The following is a 17,487-nucleotide window of genomic DNA, read 5'->3' on the forward strand; positions in this document are numbered from 1 at the left end:
CGCCCTTGGGACGGCCGGTCGAGCCGGAGGTGTAGATCGCGTAGGCCAGGTTGGCCGGCGCCACCGTCACCTTCGGAGCGGCATCGGACGGCGCCTCGGCCTCGACCGCCGCCAGCTCCAGCCAGCCGGCCGCCCCGGGCGCATCGCCCAGCGTGGTCAGGACCAGCGCCGGCGCCGCGTCGGCGACCAGGTACGCCAACCGCTCCGCGGGCAGCGCCGGGTCCAGCGGCAGGTAGCCGGCGCCGGCCTTGAGGATGCCCAGGATGCCGACTGCCAGGTCGACCGAGCGCCCGGCGTGCAGGCCCACCAGCTGATCCGGCCGGACGCCGCGGCGGATCAGCCCGGCCGCCAGCCGGTCGGCCCGGCGGTCGAGCTCCGCATAGCTAAGCGCTGCGTAGTCCGGTTGCCCTGCGCCGCTGACCACCGCGAGCTGGCCTGGACGGCTGCGGGCCTCGGCCTCGAACCGCTCCACCAGGTTCGCCGGGCCGGCCAGCGGCTGGGCGGTGTCGTTGCAGCCGTAGATCTCCTGCTGCCGCTCGGCGGCGCCGAGCAGCTCCAGGTCGGCCACCGGCCGGTCCGGATGCGAGCCGACCTGCTCCAGCAGCCGGACGAAGTGGCCCGCCATCCGGGCGATGGTCGAGGCGTCGAACAGGTCGGTGTCGTACTCGAAGCTCAGCTCCAGCTCGCCCCGGCGCTCGGTGACCTCCAGCGACAGGTCGAACCGGGCGGCGCCGGTGCTGGACTCCAGCGGCCGCAGCGCCAGCCCGGGCAGCTCCAGCTGGCCCAGCGGCATGTTCTGCAGCACCAGCATCACCTGGAAGAGCGGTGAGTAGCTGGCGTGCCGCTCCGGGTGCAGCGCCTCGACCAGCTGCTCGAACGGCTGGTCGGCGTGGGCGAAGGCGTCCAGCACCCGGTGGCGCACCTGGCGCAGCAGCGCGGCGAAGGACCGGTCGCCGTCGAGGGAATTGCGGATCACCACGGTGTTGATGAAGTGCCCGATCAGGTCCTCGACGTCGCTGTCGTTGCGGTTGGCGAACGGCGTGCCGATGCACAGGTCGTCCTGCCCGCTGTAGCGCCAGAGCAGCACCGACAGGCTCGCCATCAGCGTCATGAACAGCGTCGCGTCGCCGGCCTGGCCGACCGCGTGGAGGCTCCGCAGGACGTCCGCGCCGGCGGTGACGGACAGCCGGTCGCCGTGGAAGCGCTGCACGGCCGGCCGGGGACGGTCGGTGGGCAGCGCCAGCAGGGTCGGCGCATCCGCGAGCTGGGAGCTCCAGTACTCCAGGTCGCTGCCGTGCTCTTGCTGCCGTTGCCACAGCGCGTAGTCCGGGTACTGGATGGCGAGCTCGGGCAGCGGCGACGGCCGGCCCTGCAGGTACGCCCCGTACAGCTCGCCGACCTCGTGCACCAGGATGCCGATCGACCAGCCGTCGGCGACGATGTGGTGGACGTTGACCAGCCAGCGGTGCCGGTCGTCGGCGAGCTTGAGCAGGCTGGTGCGCAGCAGCGGGCCGGCGGCCAGGTCGAACGGCGCCTGGGCGTCGGCCTCGGCGATCTCCTCGGCCCGGGCCAGCCGCTCGGCAGCCGGCAGGCCGGTCAGGTCGATCACCGGCATCGGCACCGGCTCCGGCGGCCGGACCAGCTGGCAGGGCTCGCCGTCGACCAGCGGGAACACGGTGCGCAGCGACTCGTGCCGGCGGGCCACCTCGGACACCGCGCGGCCCAGCGCGGCCACGTCCAGGGCGCCGGTGAACTCGAACGCGGACGGGTTGTTGTAGAACGGGTTCCCGGGCGCCAGCTGGTCGAGGTACCAGAGCTGGCGCTGGGAGTGCGACAGCGGCAGCGGCTTGTCCGAGGCCGGCCGCTTGGCGATCCGGCCGGCCGGCCCTTCGCCGCTCAGGATGGCGATCAGCTGCTGCTTGTGCCGCTTGAGCTCGGCGAGGCGGTCCGGGGTGAGGAAGCCCTTCGGCGCGGTGCACCGGAGCTTGCCGTCGGACACCTCGAGCCCGACGGCGTGGCGGTTGAAGAGCTCCAGCAGCTCGTAGGCGTTCATATCTCGATCTGTTCCATCTCGACGCCGTCCAGCTCGGCGCTGGTCAGCTGGGCGCTGGTCAGCTGGGCGTCAGCCCGCTGGGCGGCAGCCAGTGCGGCGCCGGTCAGCTCGGCGCTGGTCAGCCGGGAGTCCCGGGCTGCCGTCCCCGTGCCCGGCCGCAGGCCACCCACCATCGAGTAGATCAGCTGGTGGGTCGGGCTGAGCTCCAGCAGCGGGTCCAGCTCGGACCGCTCCACCGAGCCGATGCCGCACAGTCCCAGGCCCTGCCCGGACGCGGCCATGGTCAGCAGCTGAGCCATCGAGCCGGCCTCGATCTGGCAGAAGCCGAGGCTCTCGGACCCGTAGAGCGGTTCGATGGCGGCCAGGTCGGCGACCAGGAACAGCGCGAACGCAGCGGCGTCGAACACCGGCCGGTTGACGAAGTAGTCGTAGGCATCCGGGCTCAGCGTCCGGCCCGGCCCCACCGCCACCAGCTGGTGCGCGCCCGGGTCGTAGTAGTAGGCCCCGCCGGGCACGCCCGCCACCCGATCCGGCTTGACGTAGAGGTAGGTCTGCACCGGGTAGCTGCTGCCGGCCGAGCCGTAGAGGTACTTCGGACGGCCGTCCAGCTCGCGCTGGGAGAGCCAGGCCAGCAGCTCGGCCAGCGCCCGGGCCGGCACCGGCTCGGCGTCGAACTGCCGCACCGACCGGAGCTCGGCGTAGCGGCGCGCGAAGCCGGGATCGGCGGGGGCTGCCAGCGGCACGGCCGGCACGCCGGAGTCGAAGCTGCGCCGGCCCAGGCCCGCGGCCTTGAACTCCTGGCGGACCAGCGGGTCCTCGACGACGCCGGCTGCTGCGCCCTGCGACCGGCCCGCGCTCGCCTGGGAGGCGATCGCCGCGGCGGCGATCTCCTGCTCGCGGCCGTGCTGGCGGTACATCGCCAGCAGCTCGGCGAGGGTCGGCTTGCGCATCAGCTGTGCCAGCTGCGGCCGGTACCCGAGCTCGCTGGACAGCGCGTTGGCGATCCGGACCACGTCGATGGAGGTGGCGCCGAGCTGCAGCAGGTTCGCCTCCGCCGGGATGCCCGGCTGGTCGAGCAGCCCTTCGACGATGGCCACCAGCCGGGACTCCGCCGGCGTCCGCGGCTGCTGCTCCGCGGCCGCGTCCGGACGCGCCGGGCCGGGTTCGGCCAGCCGGCTCCGGTCGACCTTGCCGTTCGCCGACAGCGGCAGCGCGTCGAGGAAGGTGATGGTGGCCGGCACCATGTAGCCGGGCAGCTTGCGGGCCAGATGCTGGCGCAACTCCTCGGCGGTCTCGCCATCAGAGCGGCGGGCGACCACGTAGCCGGCCAGCCGCTTGTCGCCGTGCGCTTCGCCCCAGACCCGGACCGCCGCGGCCTGGACGGACGGGTGCGCCTCCAGCGCCGCCTCGATCTCGCCCAGCTCGACGCGGTAGCCGTGCACCTTGACCTGGCCGTCCTCGCGGCCGAGGAACTCGATGTTGCCGTCGGGCAGCAGCCGGCCCAGGTCGCCGGTGCGGTAGAGCCGCTCGCCGGTGACCGGGTGGGACACGAAGCTCGCGGCGGTGCGGGCCTCGTCGCGCCAGTACCCCTGGGCCAGGCCGATGCCGCCGATGTAGAGCTGGCCCGGCACCCAGGGCGGCCGGGGCCGCAGGGCGTCGTCGAGGACGTGGAACTGCTGGTTGGCCAGCGGCTTGCCGTACGGGATGCTGCGCCAGTCCGGGTCCAGCTCGCCGATCGGGTAGGTGATCGACCAGATCGAGGCCTCGGTGGCGCCGCCCAGGCTGTGCACCCGCGCGCCCGGCGCCAGCCGGCGGAACCGGCCCGGCAGCGCCAGCGGGATCCAGTCACCGGACAGCATCGCCAGCCGCAGCGACGGCGGCAGCGTCCGGCCGCCCTCGGCGTACTCGACGAGCATGCCCAGCAGCGTCGGCACCGAGTTCCAGATGGTGACGCCGTGCCGTTCCAGCAGGTCCAGCCAGTGCGCCGGGTCACCGGCCAGCTCCGGCGCCAGGATCACCACCGCGGCGCCGGCGGCCAGGGCGCCGAAGATGTCGAACACCGACAGGTCGAAGCTCAGCGAGGACAGCGCCAGCACCCGGTCGGCCGGCCCGACGGCGAACCGGGAGTTGATGTCGAGCAGCGTGTTCATCGCGCCGCGGTGGTCGATCATGACGCCCTTGGGAGCGCCGGTGGAGCCCGAGGTGTAGATGACGTAGGCCAGGTCCGTCTCGGCCCGGGGCACCGGCTGCCACTGCGGGCCGGCCGTGCCGTCAGGCGATCGAAGGCCGCAGGAATCCTCGTCGACCACCAGCCGGCCCACCCCGCTCGGCAGCGCGGCCCGGCTGCGGGGCTGCACCAGCACCAGCCGGGCCTCGGTCCGCTCTAGCAGGTGGGCGACCCGCTCGGCCGGCAGCGCCGGGTCGATCGGCAGGTAGGCCGCTCCGGCGTAGAGGACGGCCAGGGTGGCAGCCACCTGCTCCCAGCCGCGTTCCAGGCTGACCGCGACCAGCTCGCCGGGCCGTACGCCGGCCGCCTGCAACCGCCCGGCCAGCTGCCGGGCCGCCCGGTCCAACTCGGCGTAGCTCAGCCGCCGGTCCGGGGCCAGCACCGCGATCGCGTCCGGGGTGGCCTGCGCCTGGCGCTGGAACGGCTCGTGCAGCAGCGGCAGGGGCGCCGCCGGCAGCGCAGCCGACGGCTCCAGCCGGGCCTGCGGCAGCAGCTGAGCCACGTCGGCCGACCAGGCGGCCGGATCGGCCAGCCGGCGCAGCACCGAGCAGTAGGCGTCGAACATCTGGCCGACCAGGCCCTCGCCGAACAGCTCGTCGATGCTGTCCCAGTTGAACTGCAGCCGGCCCTGCACCTCGAACACCGTGTGGTCGATCCAGACCTGCGGGGTCTGGGTGATGCTGTGCGCGGTGTCCCCGCCCAGGGCGCGGGCCAGGTCGCCCTCGGTGAACTGGCCGAACTCCGAGGACTGTCCGACCGTGCTGTTGAACACCACCGGCATCGCGCCGGGCTGGGTGCCGCGCGCCTTGGACAGCTCGCGCACCACCAGCACCCCGCTCATCGCCGAGTGGTCCATGTCCTGCCACAGCCGGTCCTGGATGGCGCGGGCCTGGTCGGCGAAGCCGGCGCCGGCGGCCACGTCCACCTCGAGCAGCACCAGCGAGGTGAAGTCGCCGAGCACCGAGTTGATGTCGGGGTGCAGCGGCAGCCGGTTGAACAGCGGCAGGCTCAGGGTGAAGCGCGGCTGCCGGCTCCACAGCGCCAGCGCTTGAGCGAACGCGGTCAGCAGCAGCGTCGAGGGGGTCACCCCGTGCCGTCCGGCGATCGCCTTCAGCGCCGTCCACTCCTCGGCCGGCAGCACCTGCTGGTAGCGGGTGAAGCGCGGCCGCTCGACGGTCTCGGGCTGGCGGGCCAGCGGCAGGTCCGGCGGCCCGGCGAGGGTCTGGGCGCGCTGCTGCCAGTACCGCCGGGCGCGCTGGTAGCGCGGGCCCTGCCGCAGCGACTGCTCGGCGAGCACGCAGTCGCGGAAGGTCACCCCCAGCGGCGGCAGCTCGGCGTCCGGGTCGCTGTAGAGCTGGGCCAGCTCGCGTTCGAGCAGGTCGGTGCTCGCGGCGTCGAGGATCAGGGCGTCGGTGCTCAGGTGCAGCCGGGTCTCGCCGTCGAGCAGGGTCACCGCGAACTCGAACAGCGGCCAGCGGCCGGCGTCCAGCAGCTGGTGCGACATCCGGTCCCGGATCTCGCCCAGCCGACGGTCGGCCTCGGCGGGGTCCAGGCCGCGCAGGTCGTGGCGGGGCATCCGGTACTCCGGCACCTCGGCCAGCACCCGCTGGGTGCCGTCGGCGGCGAACACCGCGCGCAGCATGTCGTGCCGGTCGATCAGCCGGTTCAGCGCCCGGTTGAACCGGTCCGGGTCGAACTCCGGCAGCCGGATCTCCTCGTAGCCGTGCGCGCCCACCCCGCCGAGGCCGATGCTGGACTCGCGCCCGACCCAGTACGCCTCCTGCATGTCGGTCAGCGGGAACGGCTCGTAGCGGCCGGCCGGGTCCGGGTGCAGCCGCGGCAGCACCAGGGCGGCGTCGGCGTCGCTCTGGCCGCGCTCCAGCTCGGCGGCCAGCTCCGCCAGCACCGGGTTCTGGAACAGCGTGCGCAGGCTCAGCTGCGCCGACATCCGCTGGTTGACGGCCGAGATCAGCCGGGTCGCCAGCAGCGAGTGCCCGCCCAGGGCGAAGAAGTCGTCCCGGGCGCCGACCCGGTCCAGGCGCAGCACCTCGGCCCAGATCTCGGCCAGCCGGGCCTCGGTCCCGGTGGCCGGCGGCTGGTAGCCGGCCGCGTCGCCGGACTGGTCCGGCGCGGGCAGCGCCCGGCGGTCGATCTTGCCGTTCACCGTCAGCGGCAACCGGTCCAGCTGCACCCACCGGGTCGGCACCAGGTGCCCCGGCAGCCGCTGCGCCAGCTGGTCCCGGGCTGCCTCCACGCTGGTCGAGCCCGCGCTGGATCCGACGAGGTAGCCGACCAGGTGCCGGTCACCGGGCGAGTCCTCGCGCACCAACACGGCCGCCTCGCGCACCCCGGGCAGCGACAGCAGCGCGCTCTCCACCTCGCCCAGCTCCACCCGGAAACCGCGCACCTTCACCTGCCGGTCGGCGCGGCCGGTGTAGTCCAGGCTGCCGTCGGGCCGCCGCCGGACCAGGTCGCCGGTCCGGTACATCCGCGAGCCCGCCGGCCCGAACGGGTCCGGGACGAACCGCTCGGCGGTCAGCGTCGGCCGCGCCAGGTAGCCGCGGGCCAGGCAGGCGCCGGCGATGTAGAGCTCGCCGACCACGCCGACCGGAACCGGCTGCAGCCGCGCGTCCAGGACGTAGAGCCGGGTGTTGTCCACGGCCGTCCCGATCGAGGGCAGCGCCGGCCAGCGGTCGGCGTCGGCGACCCGCAGCACCTCCTGGCTGGCAGCGTGCGTCTCGGTCGGGCCGTACTGGTTGTAGAACCGCTCGCCGCCGAGCCGGCGCAGCCAGGCCCGCAGCTGGTCGTTGACCTGCAGCGCCTCGCCGGCGGTGACGATCTCGCAGCCGGACGGCGGGCCGGGCAGGGCGCTGTCGGCTAAGCCGGCCACCTGCTGCAGCACCGCGGCGGGCAGGAACGCCCGCTGCACATCGTGCTCGGCGAGGAAGCGGTCCAGCCGGTCAAGCTCCTGGTGGCTGCCGTCGGGCAGCAGCACCAGGGTGGCCCCCTGGCACAGCGTGCTCCACACCTCCTGGAAGGAGACGTCGAAGCTGATCGAGGCGAACTGCAGCACCCGGGCGGCGGGCCGGCTGGCGGCCGTGGCGCGGGTCAGCTGCCACTGCACCAGGTTGTCGGCGGCGCGCCAGGTCTGGGCGACGCCCTTGGGCTGCCCGGTCGAGCCGGAGGTGTAGAGGACGTAGGCCAGCTGCTCGGGCAGCCGGGCGACCGCGGGGTCCTCGACCGGCGCGCCGGCCCAGGCCGCGGAGTCGGCATCGAGGCAGAGCACCGGCAGCGAGCCGAGCGCGGGGGCCAGCGCCGCCCGGGTGCCGCTGTCGGTGAGCAGCAGCGACGGCCGGCTGTCGGCCAGCACGAAGCCCAGCCGCTGCGCCGGGTAGCTGGCATCCAGGGGCAGGTACGCCCCACCGGCCTTGAGCACTGCGGCCAGCGCGATGATCAGCTCGGGGCAGCGCGGCAGGCACACGGCGACCACCGCGTCCGGCCCGACACCGCGGCTGCGCAGGTGGTGGGCCAGCTGGTTGGCGGCGGTGTCGAGCTGGGCGTAGGTCAGCGTCCGGCCGCCGGACTCCACGGCAGGAGCGTCCGGGGCGGCGGCGACCTGGGCGCCGAACAGCTCGGCGATGGTGTGCTGCACCGTCCGGTCGGTGGCGTTCCAGTCGTGCACCAGCCGCCGGCGCTCGGCGTCGTCCACCAGGGCCAGCGTCCCGGCCGGCTCGGCGGGCTGGCGGGCCAGCTCCGCCAGCGCCTGGCGCAGGTACCCGGCGATCCGGCCGGCGGTCTCCGCGCCGAACAGCCCGCTGGCGTACTCCAGGGTCCCGACGATCCGGTCGCCGGCCTCGCCCAGGGACAGCGTCAGGTCGTACTTGGCCACGGTGCTGGGCGAGCCGAGCGCCTGGACGTCGAGGCCCGGCAGCTCCAGGGCGGCGTTCTCGGTGTTCTGCCAGGCGAACAGCACTCCGAACACCGGGGCGTGCGCCAGGCTGCGGGCCGGGTTGACCAGCTCCACCACCTGCTCGAACGGCAGGTCCTGATGCTCCAGCGCGGCCAGGGTCACCCCGCGCACCCGGTCCAGCAGCTCGGCGCCGGTAGGGTCGCCGGCCACGTCGACCCGCAGCGCGAGGGTGTTGACGAAGAAGCCGATCAGGCCTTCCAGCTCGGCCCGCCGGCGGTTGGCGGTGGGTGTGCCGATCACCACCTCGTCCTGCCCGGACAGCCGGCTGAGCACCAGCGCCCAGCCGGCCAGCACGGTCATGAACAGGGTGCAGCCGCACCGCCGGCTCAGCGCCTGCAGCGCGGCGGTCAGCTCGGCGTCGAGCTCGACCGGCAGCTGCTCGCCGCGGTAGTCCTGCTCGGCGGGACGGGGGGCGTCGGTGGGCAGCTCCAGCAGCGCGGGCGCGCCGGCGAGCGCCCGCGTCCAGTACTCGCTCTGGGCGGCCAGCACCGGGCCGGAGAGCCACTCCCGCTGCCAGGCCGCGTAGTCGGCGTACTGCACCTGCAACGGCGGCAGCGGGTCCGCCTCGCCGCGCTGGCGGGCGGTATAGAGCAGGCCCAGCTCGCGGGCCAGCACGTCCATCGACCAGCCGTCGGACATCACGTGGTGCAGGGTGAGCAGCAGGACGTGCCGGTCCGGGGCGAGCGCCACCAGCCGGCCGCGGGCCAGCGGGCCCCAGGCCAGGTCGAACGGCGCGCTCGCCTCCTGCTGCCGGATGGCGGCCAGCTCCGCCGCGGCGTCGGCGCTGCCGGTGAGGTCCACCATCTGCAGGCCGAAGCCGGCGTCGGCCGGGTCGATCTGCTGGCTCAGCACGCCGGAGTCGCTGACCAGCCGGGTGCGCAGCGCCTCGTGCCGGGCCACCAGCGCGTCCAGGGCGCCTGCCAGCGCCGGCCGGTCCAGCGGGCCGTCCAGGCTGAACGCCTCGACCACGTGGTAGGCCTCGCTGCCACCCTCCAGCTGGGCCAGGAACCACAACCGCTGCTGGGCGAACGACGGCGCCAGCGGGCCGGTGCGGTCGACCGGCGGGATCGGGGGCAGCGCCGGGCTCGCCGGCGTATCGGCCAGCCGCTCGGCCAGCGCCGCCACGGTGGGCGCGGTGAACAGCGCGGTGGCCGGCGCCTCCCGGCCCAGCACGTCCTGGATCTTCGCCGCCGCTCGGGCCGCCAGCAGCGAATGCCCACCCAGGGCGAAGAAGTCGTCGTGGCGCCAGATCCGCTCGACCCCGAGCAGCTCGGCGAAGATCGCGGCCAGCGCGGTCTCCAGCGGCCCGACCGGCTCGGCCTGCTCACCCTGGACGTAGTCCCGCGCGTCGGGGGCGGGCAACGCCTGCCGGTCGACCTTGCCGTTGGGCGTGAGCGGCCACCCGGCCAGCCGCACGCAGGCGGCCGGCACCATGTGCCCGGGCAGCGCCTGGGCCAGCCAACTCCGCACCGCGGCGGCAGTCGGCTCGGCGGCAGTCGGCTGGGCGGCAGTCGGCTCCCCGGCTTCGGCGCCGGCTTCGGTCAGGTAGTAGGCCACCAGCTGCCGGTCCCCGCCGGGCGCCTCCCTCGGGACCACCACCGCCTCCCGGACCCCGGGACAGGCCGCCAGCCGCGCCTCGATCTCGCCGAGCTCGATCCGGAAGCCGCGCACCTTGACCTGGTGGTCGTTGCGGCCGAGGAACTCCAGGTCGCCGCTGGGCAGCCAGCGGGCCAGATCGCCGGTCCGGTACAGCCGCTCGCCCGGGGAGAAGGGGCTGGCCAGGAACCGCTCGGCGGTGAGCTCGGGACGGCCGAGGTAGCCGCGCGCCACCCCGGCGCCGCCGATGTACAGCTCCCCGGACGCCCCGTCGGCCACCGGCTGGCCGGCCTCGTCCAGCAGGTGGATCCGCACCCCGGGCAGCGGGCGGCCGATCGGCAGCCGGTCCTGCTCGACCGGCTCGGCCGGCAGCAGGTAGTGGGTGCTGTCGATGCAGGCCTCGGTGACGCCGTAGGCATGGACGATCCGCACCTGCGGCCCGCACAGCGCCCGCAGCCGTGCGGCGCTGGCCGCGGGCCACACGTCGGAGCCGCAGACCACCGTCCGCAGCGCCGGCAGCGGGATGCCGGAGTCCTGCCAGTGGTCCAGCAGCCCGGTCAGGACGGCGGGCACGAAGTCGGCGAAGCCGATCCCGGCACGGCGCATCAGCGCGTGCAGGCCGGCGCCGTCGAGCAGCAGCTCGGACGGGCAGAGCACCAGCCTGCCCCCGAAGCCGAGCGCCCGCACCAGGTCGGCGGTGAACACGTCGAAGGAGAAACCGGCCATCTGCAGGTGCGCCAGGCCCGGGCGCAGGTCCAGCTGCTGCTCCCAGGCGCCGGCGATGGCGGCCAGCTGGCCGTGCTCGACCAGCACCGCCTTGGGCTGGCCGGTGGAGCCCGAGGTGTAGATGCAGTAGGCCAGCTGCCCGCCGTCCGGGCCGGCGGCCTGCGGGTCCTCGGACGGCGCCCCGGCCCAGTCCTCGGCATCGACGAGCAGCACCCCGGTGTCGCCGGGCAGGGCCGGCCGCAGCGCGTCGGCGGTCACGGTGTCGGTGAGCAGCAGGCCCGGCTTGCTGTCGGCCAGCAGGTAGCGCAGCCGTTCGGTGGGGTAGCCCGGGTCCAGCGGCAGGTAGCCGCCACCGGCCTTGAGGACGGCGAGCACCGCCACGATGAGCCGCGGGGTGCGGGGCAGGCTGATCGCGACCAGGTCGTCCGGCCGGACGCCAAGGCCGCGCAGGTGGTGGGCCAGCTGGTTGGCTTGGGCGTTGAGCTGGCTGTAGGTCAGCTGCTCGGTTCCTGCTTCGACGGCGACGGAGTCCGGGCCGGCGGCGACCTGTGCGCAGAACAGCTGGAGAAAGGCGCGGGACTGCTCAGCTGCCGGCAAGGCCGATGCTCTCCTGTTCCGCCATCGCCTCGATCAAGCTCGCGGGGCGCATATCCGTCCAGTGCCGCTCGACGTGGTCCAGGCACTCCTGGCGGCTGCTGGCCGGCAGCGCGATCGTCCAGCCCGCTGGGACGCCGGCGAAGGCCGGCCAGAGCGCGTGCTGGGCTTCGCCGTTGACCACGACGAGGTACTGGGCGTCGGGGTCGTCGAAGGGTTTGCTCATCGTCGTACCCGGCGGCGAGCGGTGGAGAAGGCGCACGATGCACCGGTGGACGGTAGAGCCATGGCCGCGAGCATATCGGCTGAAATTCAACTGGCCAGTGAGTTCTCCTTTTCTCTCCAGATAGCAGTCGCAGACACCAGATCGCTCTCGCGGGAAACCTGCCCCGATGGTCGCGTTCGCGGAGATGTCTGCGGCTGCGCAAGGGCATTCGCGATCAGGACTGAGGCAATAGTCTCGCTCGTACCCTTTGAGCCGCCGCAGGACGCGGGGCCCGTGGAGGGGAATCCCGCTGCCGCGGTGTCAATTCAGTCGGCGTGAATTTCGATCTTCAACGCCTGTCGGTCCGACTGGTGCAGCTGGTCGGCGCCAGCCGCTGATCGGGGGGACTTGTCTGCCGTCGCATCTGCAGACATACTCGCCCCGCGCTCTGCCCCGGCGCTCGATTCGGGCAGGGCGCACACCTCAGCGACCCAGGGAGATGTTGGTGGCCACTGTCCCGGCGTGCGACGCCAGCGCCGGCGTCCGGGCCGGGCTGTGCCAGCGCCCGTCCGGCTCATGGTGAGGGTGCCGCTGCTGGTGCTCGCGGCGGGCCAGCGGTGCGGCAGCACGCTCGTGCAGCGGCTGCTGTCGTCCCATCCCGAGGTGCTGATCTGGGGCGAGCACGCCGGCCAGCTGCGGCAGATCCTCGCGGTGGGCGAGCGGCTGGGGAGCTGGACCGCGGAGCTCGGCCAGCTCGGCCGCCTGGGCTATGCGCGCTCGGGCCACCAGAGCTTCATGGCCAACATGACTCCGGAGGCGGCCCACATCGACGAGGCGGTGCGTGCCTTCACCAAGACCCTGTTCGCCGCGCCCGCCGCAGCCATGGGCCGGCCCATCTGGGGGTTCAAGGAGGTCCGCTACGGCCTGCCCGAGGCGGTCGCCCTGCACCGGCTGTTCCCCGGCTGCCGGGTGGTGCACATCGTCCGGGACCCGCGCGACATCCTGCGCAGCCTGGAGGTATGGGAGCGGGCAAACTGGTCCCGCAGCGACACCGAGGTGGCGGTAGGTGACTGGATCCGGGTCGCGGACAGCTTCTGGTCGGCAACGGCTGACCTGCCCCCGTGGGTGCTGCGGATGCGCTACGAGGACCTGATCGCAGACCCGATGCGCTGGTCGTCCCGGATTGCCGAGCACTGCGGCCTGGACGCGGACCTGTTCGATCCGGGAGTGTTCGACCGGCGGATCCATTCGATCGGCCTGGGCGGACGGACCCGCAGGGACCTCAAGGACTGGGCCGACCTGCCGGCCTCGCTGCGCGGCCTGCTCGACGGCGACGAGGTGCGCTCGGTGGCCGCGGCCTGCGGCTACGACCTCGATGGCGACCACGAGCTGGGCAGCGGTCAGGACCTTGGCAGCGGTCAGAACCTTGGCAGCGGCGACGTCGGCAGCGATCAGAACCTCAGCAGCGATCAGGACCTCAGCAGCGACGCGGGGAGTCGCGGATGACCACCGTCCCGGCGTGCAGCGTCATCATTCCCACCTACAACCGGGCCGATTTGCTGGCGCGGACGCTGGATTCGCTGGTCCGGCAGGATCTGCCCGCAGCGGATTTCGAGGTGCTGGTGGTCGATGACGGCTCCAGTGACCACACCGCTGAGCTGGCTGGGAGCTACCGCGACCGGCTGGCCTTGCGGTACTTCTTCCAGCCCGATGAGGGGTGGCGGGTGGCTCAGGCGCGCAATGTCGGCATCACCCATGCCCGCGGCGGGGTGTGCGTGATGGTGGACTCGGGGGTGCTGCTGCATTCCGGGTGCCTGCAGGCGCACCTGGCCAGCCATGAGCGGGCCGACGGCCCGGTCGCGGTCGTCGGCTACGTCTACGGCTTCGGGTCCGAGGGCCCCGAGGCGGCGGAGATGATCCGCACGCTGGACTTCACCGACCCGGACGCCAGCATCGAACGGATGCACGACACCGGACGGTGGATCGACGTCCGCGAGCCCTTCTACCTCAAGTACGCCGACGACTTCGCCGCGCTGCCCGCGCCGTGGATCGTCTACTGGACCTGCAACGTGTCGGCGCCGACCGAGCGGCTGCGGGCGGTCGGCGGGTTCGACGAGCAGATCCGCAGCTGGGGCGGCGAGGACCTGGAGCTGGCGTACCGGCTGCACCTGGACGGCGTCCGGTTCGTGCTCAACCGGGCGGCCAGCTCCATCCACTACCCGCACGGGTCGAGCCTGTCCGTCAGCATGGCCGGGGCGCGGGACGTGCACCGCTACGTCGCGCAGAAGCACGGCACGCCGATCATCCGGATGCTGCCGATGCTCGGCGGCGCGCTGAACTTCCTGACCTTCAACGACGTCGCGACCGCCCGCCGCCTGCCACGCTGCGAGGACTACCTGCGCGAGCAGGCAGTGACGCCGGGCCCGTGACCGTGGACGGGTATTTGCGCAGTCACCTGCCGGGCCGCGTCCGGCCGATATGCTGGCGGTGCCCTGCTCCCTGCCACCATCCGACGATTCCGGCCCTGAGCGTCGCGCGACCCGGACGATCCACCCCGAAAGGAACCGCCGGTCATGAAAGATGAGATTCGCCAGTTTCTCCTGCAGTCGCTGAAGGAGATGAATTACAGCACCGACGGAATCGACGACGACACGGTGCTGGGCCCGGCCGGCGCGGACCTGCAGTCATTGGCCCTGGCGGAGCTCGCGGTGCGGGTCGAGGACCAGTACGGCGTCCGGTTCAACGATGACGAGGCCGAGATGCTGGCGGGCATGACGGTCGGCGAGTTCGCCGAGCTGGTCGCCGACCGGACGCAGGCCAGCTCCGCGTCCTAGCCGCAGCCGTCGGGCCGTTTCCTGCTGGGCCGTGACCGGCTCCCGGGCAGAAGGGAATTCTGGGTGGCCAGAAGCATGGCGGTGACCGGGATCGGGCTGGTGAGCCCGGTCGGCACGTCGGCGGCCGAGGTGTTCGACGCGGCCTGTGAGGGCCGCTCGGGCGCCGTCCGGCCGGGTGAGGACCATCCGCTGCACGGCCTGGTCGACGTGGTGGCGTTCAGCCCGGAGATCGAGGCGACCAGCGTGCTGCCGGCCACCGAGGCACGGTTCGTCGACCGCGCCATCGTGATGGCGCTGCGCGCTGCCGAGGACGCGCTGGCCGATGCCGGCCTCGAGGTGGGCCGCAACGTCGCCCCCGACCGGATCGCGATCGTCGTCTCCGGCGTGGGCGGCCTCGGGCTGCTGGAGGAGCAGGTCCTGCAGTACGGGCGCAAGGGCAGGCTGGGCGTCAGCCCGTACCTGATGCCCGGCGTGCTGCCGAACATGGCCGCGGCCCGGATCGCGATCAAGTTCGGCATCCAGGGCTACACCTCCTCGGTCGGCACCGCGTGCGCGGCCGGCGCCCAATCGGTCGGTGAGGCGCTGCGCATCCTGCGCGCGGACGAGGCCGATGTGGTGCTCGCCGGCTGCAGCGAGGCGCCGCTGTTTCCGACCTTCGCCGCGGCGTTCGGCAACGCCCGCGCGCTGGCCCATGGCTGGGCCGAGCCGACAGACGCCAGCCGTCCCTTCGACCGCCGCCGCAACGGCCTGGTGCTCGGCGAGGGCGCCGGCATCCTGGTGCTCGAACGTCCCGAGCACGCCCGCGCGCGGGGCGCCCGCCGCTACGCCGACGTGCTGGGCTGGGCCGCGACCAACGATGCCTACCACCCGACCACCCCGCGGCCCGACGGATCCGCCGCGGCCCGGTGCATGAGCCAGGCGCTGCGCGATGCCGGCCTGGCGCCGGGCGATATCGGCTACCTCAACGCCCACGGCACCAGCACCAAGGCCGGCGACGCCGCCGAGCTGCTGGCGATCCGGACGGTGTACGGCGGCCCGGACACGCCGCCGGTGAGCTCGACCAAGGGCGTGACCGGGCACATGCTCGGCGCCTCGGGCGTGATCGAGGCCGCGATCGGCATCCTGGCGATGCAGCGCGGGTTGTTGCCGCCGACCCACAACCTGGAAGACCCCGATCCGGACACCGAGGTCGACCACATCCGCAAGGCGGCCCGGCCCGCCCAGGTGCAGGCGGTGCTGTCCAACTCCTTCGGCTTCGGCGGCCACAACGTCAGCCTGGTGCTGGGCAACCCGGGGCCGGACCCGGGCGCCGAGAAAAGCACCGCCTGATGGCCGACGCGGCCGAGCTGTACCGGACGGTCCGGTTGATCCGCCGGTTCGAGCAGCACGCCATCGAGCTGGTCCGCAGCGGTGTCATTCCCGGCGGCATCCATCCCTACATCGGCCAGGAGGCGATCGCCGCCGGGGTGTGCGCCGCGCTGCGGGCCGACGACATCATCACCAGCACCCACCGCGGGCACGGCCACGTGCTGGCCAAGGGCGCAGATCCGGTGCGGATGCTGGCCGAGCTGGCCGGACGGGAGACCGGGCTGAACCGCGGCCGGGGCGGGTCGATGCACGCCGCCGACGTCGGGGTCGGCGTCTACGGGGCGAACGCGATCGTCGGCGCGGCGGCCGCGATCGCCACCGGCGCGGCCTGGTGGCAGCGCCGGACCGGCTCCGACCGGGTCGCGGTCACCTTCTTCGGCGACGGAGCGGTGAACCAGGGCGTGCTGCTCGAAGCGCTCAACCTCGCCTCGCTGTGGCAGGCGCCGGTGCTGTTCGTCTGCGAGAACAACGGCTTCGCGACCTCGATGCGGGTGAGCCAGTCCACGGCCGGCTCCATTCCCGGCCGCGCCGAGGCGTTCGGCATCCCGGCCGAGACCGTCGACGGGCAGGATCCGGAGCTGGTGCTGGCCGCGGCGGAGACGGCGGTCAGCCGGGCCCGGGCCGGCGATGGGCCGACGTTCCTGGAGTGCCTGACCTACCGCTTCGACGCCCACCACACCTGGGAGCACAAGGCCCGGCCGCGGTACCGGACGGCCGAGGAGGTCGCCACCGGGTCGGCCCGCGATCCGCTGGAGATCCAGGGCGCCCGGGTGCCGGAGCAGGTCCGCGATCGGATCGACGCCGAGATCGAGTCGGTGCTGGAAGAGGCCGAGCGGTTCGTGGCCGACAGCCCCGACCCCGATCCGGCCGCGGCGCTGGACTACCTCTACGCCGACGGGCTGCGCGGCCGGGCCGGGGCCAGCTGATGCCGATCCTGTCCTTCCTGCGCGGGCTCAACCGGGCGCTGGCCGACGAGATGGAACGCGATCCGTCGGTGTGCGTGTTCGGCGAGGACATCGGGGTGGCGGTCAGCAACGTCACCACCGGCCTGCTCAAGCGCTTCGGCCCGGAGCGGGTGATCGACATGCCGATCTCCGAGCAGGGATTCACCAGCGTGGCCACCGGCGCCGCGATGGCCGGCGCCCGGCCGGTGATCGAGTTCCAGATCCCGTCGCTGCTCTACCTGGTGTTCGAGCAGATCGCCAACCAGGCGCACAAGTTCTCGCTGATGACCGGCGGCCAGCTCACGGTGCCGGTCACCTACGTGCTGCCGAGCTCGGGCTCGCGGCCGGGCTGGGCCGGGCAGCATTCCGACCATCCCTACAGCCTGTTCGCCCACGTCGGGATCAAGACGGTGGTGCCGGCGACGCCCTCGGACGCGTACGGCCTGCTGGTCAGCGCCATCCGCGACGACGATCCGGTGATCCTGTTCGCGCCCGCCGGGGCGGTCAGCCACAGCGCGGACGTCGACTTCGACTCGCTGGCGCCGATCCCGCTCGGCCAGGCCCGGATACACCGTCCGGGAACCGACGTGACAGTGGTCGCGATCGGCCATCTCGTACACGATGCGATCGCGCTCGCCGAGGAGCTGGCCGACTCGATCTCGGTGGAGGTGTTCGATCCCCGCACCCTGTACCCGTTCGACTGGGCGGGGCTGGCCGCGTCGCTGGAGCGCACCGGCCGCCTGGTGGTGATCGACGACTCGAACCGGACCTGCGGCATCGGCGGCGAGATCCTGGCCACCGCGGCCGAACAGATGCGGCTGGTGGCTCCGCCCAAGCGGATCACCCGGCCGGACGGCGCGGTGCTGCCGTTCGCCCGCGGCCTGGACCTGGCGGTGCAACCCAGCCGCGAGCAACTGCGCACCGCGATCGAAGCGGTCCTCAAGCACTCCTGAGGCCAGCGGACCGGCTG

9 protein-coding genes are annotated in these 17,487 nt (G+C 73.5%); 6 read left to right on the top strand and 3 right to left on the bottom strand.

Annotated elements, in window-relative coordinates; translation table 11 throughout:
- From VF612_RS06680 to VF612_RS06690, 3 genes are all read right to left on the bottom strand, one after another.
- On the bottom strand, positions 1 to 2,053 hold a 2,053-nt coding region (locus tag VF612_RS06680; RefSeq protein WP_408659072.1), incomplete at its 3' end, for a condensation domain-containing protein.
- A complete protein-coding gene (locus VF612_RS06685; protein WP_408659073.1) occupies positions 2,050 to 11,169 on the bottom strand; it encodes an amino acid adenylation domain-containing protein in 9,120 nt (3,039 codons plus the stop codon). The genes VF612_RS06685 and VF612_RS06680, both read right to left, overlap by 4 nt.
- A complete protein-coding gene (locus tag VF612_RS06690) occupies positions 11,156 to 11,392 on the bottom strand; it encodes an MbtH family protein (RefSeq protein ID WP_408659074.1) in 237 nt (78 codons plus the stop codon). Before VF612_RS06690 ends, VF612_RS06685 begins: the two co-directional genes overlap by 14 nt.
- Before the next feature lie 555 nt (positions 11,393 to 11,947).
- On the opposite strand from VF612_RS06690, the gene VF612_RS06695 reads away from it, so the two are divergent.
- The 6 genes from VF612_RS06695 (at position 11,948) to VF612_RS06720 (ending at position 17,470) form a co-directional block, all read left to right on the top strand.
- A complete protein-coding gene (locus tag VF612_RS06695; protein WP_408659075.1) occupies positions 11,948 to 12,877 on the top strand; it encodes a sulfotransferase family protein in 930 nt (309 codons plus the stop codon).
- Positions 12,874 to 13,800 carry a glycosyltransferase gene (locus VF612_RS06700; protein ID WP_408659076.1) on the top strand — a complete coding sequence of 309 codons (927 nt, stop codon included), beginning with the start codon at positions 12,874 to 12,876 and terminating at the stop codon, positions 13,798 to 13,800. The genes VF612_RS06695 and VF612_RS06700 overlap by 4 nt, the downstream gene beginning before the upstream one ends.
- A 144-nt stretch (positions 13,801 to 13,944) precedes the next feature.
- Complete coding sequence (locus VF612_RS06705; protein ID WP_408659077.1) at positions 13,945 to 14,205, top strand: acyl carrier protein; 261 nt, start codon at positions 13,945 to 13,947, stop codon at positions 14,203 to 14,205.
- Between the two features lie 75 nt (positions 14,206 to 14,280).
- Entirely contained in the window at positions 14,281 to 15,534 is a 1,254-nt protein-coding gene (locus VF612_RS06710) for a beta-ketoacyl-[acyl-carrier-protein] synthase family protein (RefSeq protein ID WP_408659100.1), read from the top strand.
- The gene (locus tag VF612_RS06715) at positions 15,534 to 16,499 is read left to right on the top strand and encodes a thiamine pyrophosphate-dependent dehydrogenase E1 component subunit alpha (RefSeq protein WP_408659078.1); all 966 of its coding nucleotides are present in this window, start codon (positions 15,534 to 15,536) and stop codon (positions 16,497 to 16,499) included. Before VF612_RS06710 ends, VF612_RS06715 begins: the two co-directional genes overlap by 1 nt.
- On the top strand, positions 16,499 to 17,470 hold the full coding sequence (locus VF612_RS06720) for an alpha-ketoacid dehydrogenase subunit beta (protein ID WP_408659079.1): 972 nt from the start codon (positions 16,499 to 16,501) through the stop codon (positions 17,468 to 17,470). The genes VF612_RS06715 and VF612_RS06720 overlap by 1 nt, the downstream gene beginning before the upstream one ends.
- The last annotated feature ends 17 nt before the right edge of the window (positions 17,471 to 17,487 follow it).

It is taken from the genome of Jatrophihabitans sp., from assembly GCF_036388195.1.
In the GTDB taxonomy this organism is placed as follows: domain Bacteria; phylum Actinomycetota; class Actinomycetes; order Mycobacteriales; family Jatrophihabitantaceae; genus Jatrophihabitans_A.

Excerpts from the sequence above, each read along its gene's own strand:
- VF612_RS06720 (WP_408659079.1), top strand. The coding sequence starts at position 16,499 with ATGCCGATCCTGTCCTTCCTGCGCGGGCTCAACCGGGCGCTGGCCGAC.
- VF612_RS06695 (WP_408659075.1), top strand. The coding sequence starts at position 11,948 with ATGGTGAGGGTGCCGCTGCTGGTGCTCGCGGCGGGCCAGCGGTGCGGC.
- VF612_RS06715 (WP_408659078.1), top strand. The coding sequence starts at position 15,534 with ATGGCCGACGCGGCCGAGCTGTACCGGACGGTCCGGTTGATCCGCCGG.
- VF612_RS06705 (WP_408659077.1), top strand. The coding sequence starts at position 13,945 with ATGAAAGATGAGATTCGCCAGTTTCTCCTGCAGTCGCTGAAGGAGATG.
- VF612_RS06690 (WP_408659074.1), bottom strand. The coding sequence starts at position 11,392 with ATGAGCAAACCCTTCGACGACCCCGACGCCCAGTACCTCGTCGTGGTC.
- VF612_RS06710 (WP_408659100.1), top strand. The coding sequence starts at position 14,281 with ATGGCGGTGACCGGGATCGGGCTGGTGAGCCCGGTCGGCACGTCGGCG.
- VF612_RS06700 (WP_408659076.1), top strand. The coding sequence starts at position 12,874 with ATGACCACCGTCCCGGCGTGCAGCGTCATCATTCCCACCTACAACCGG.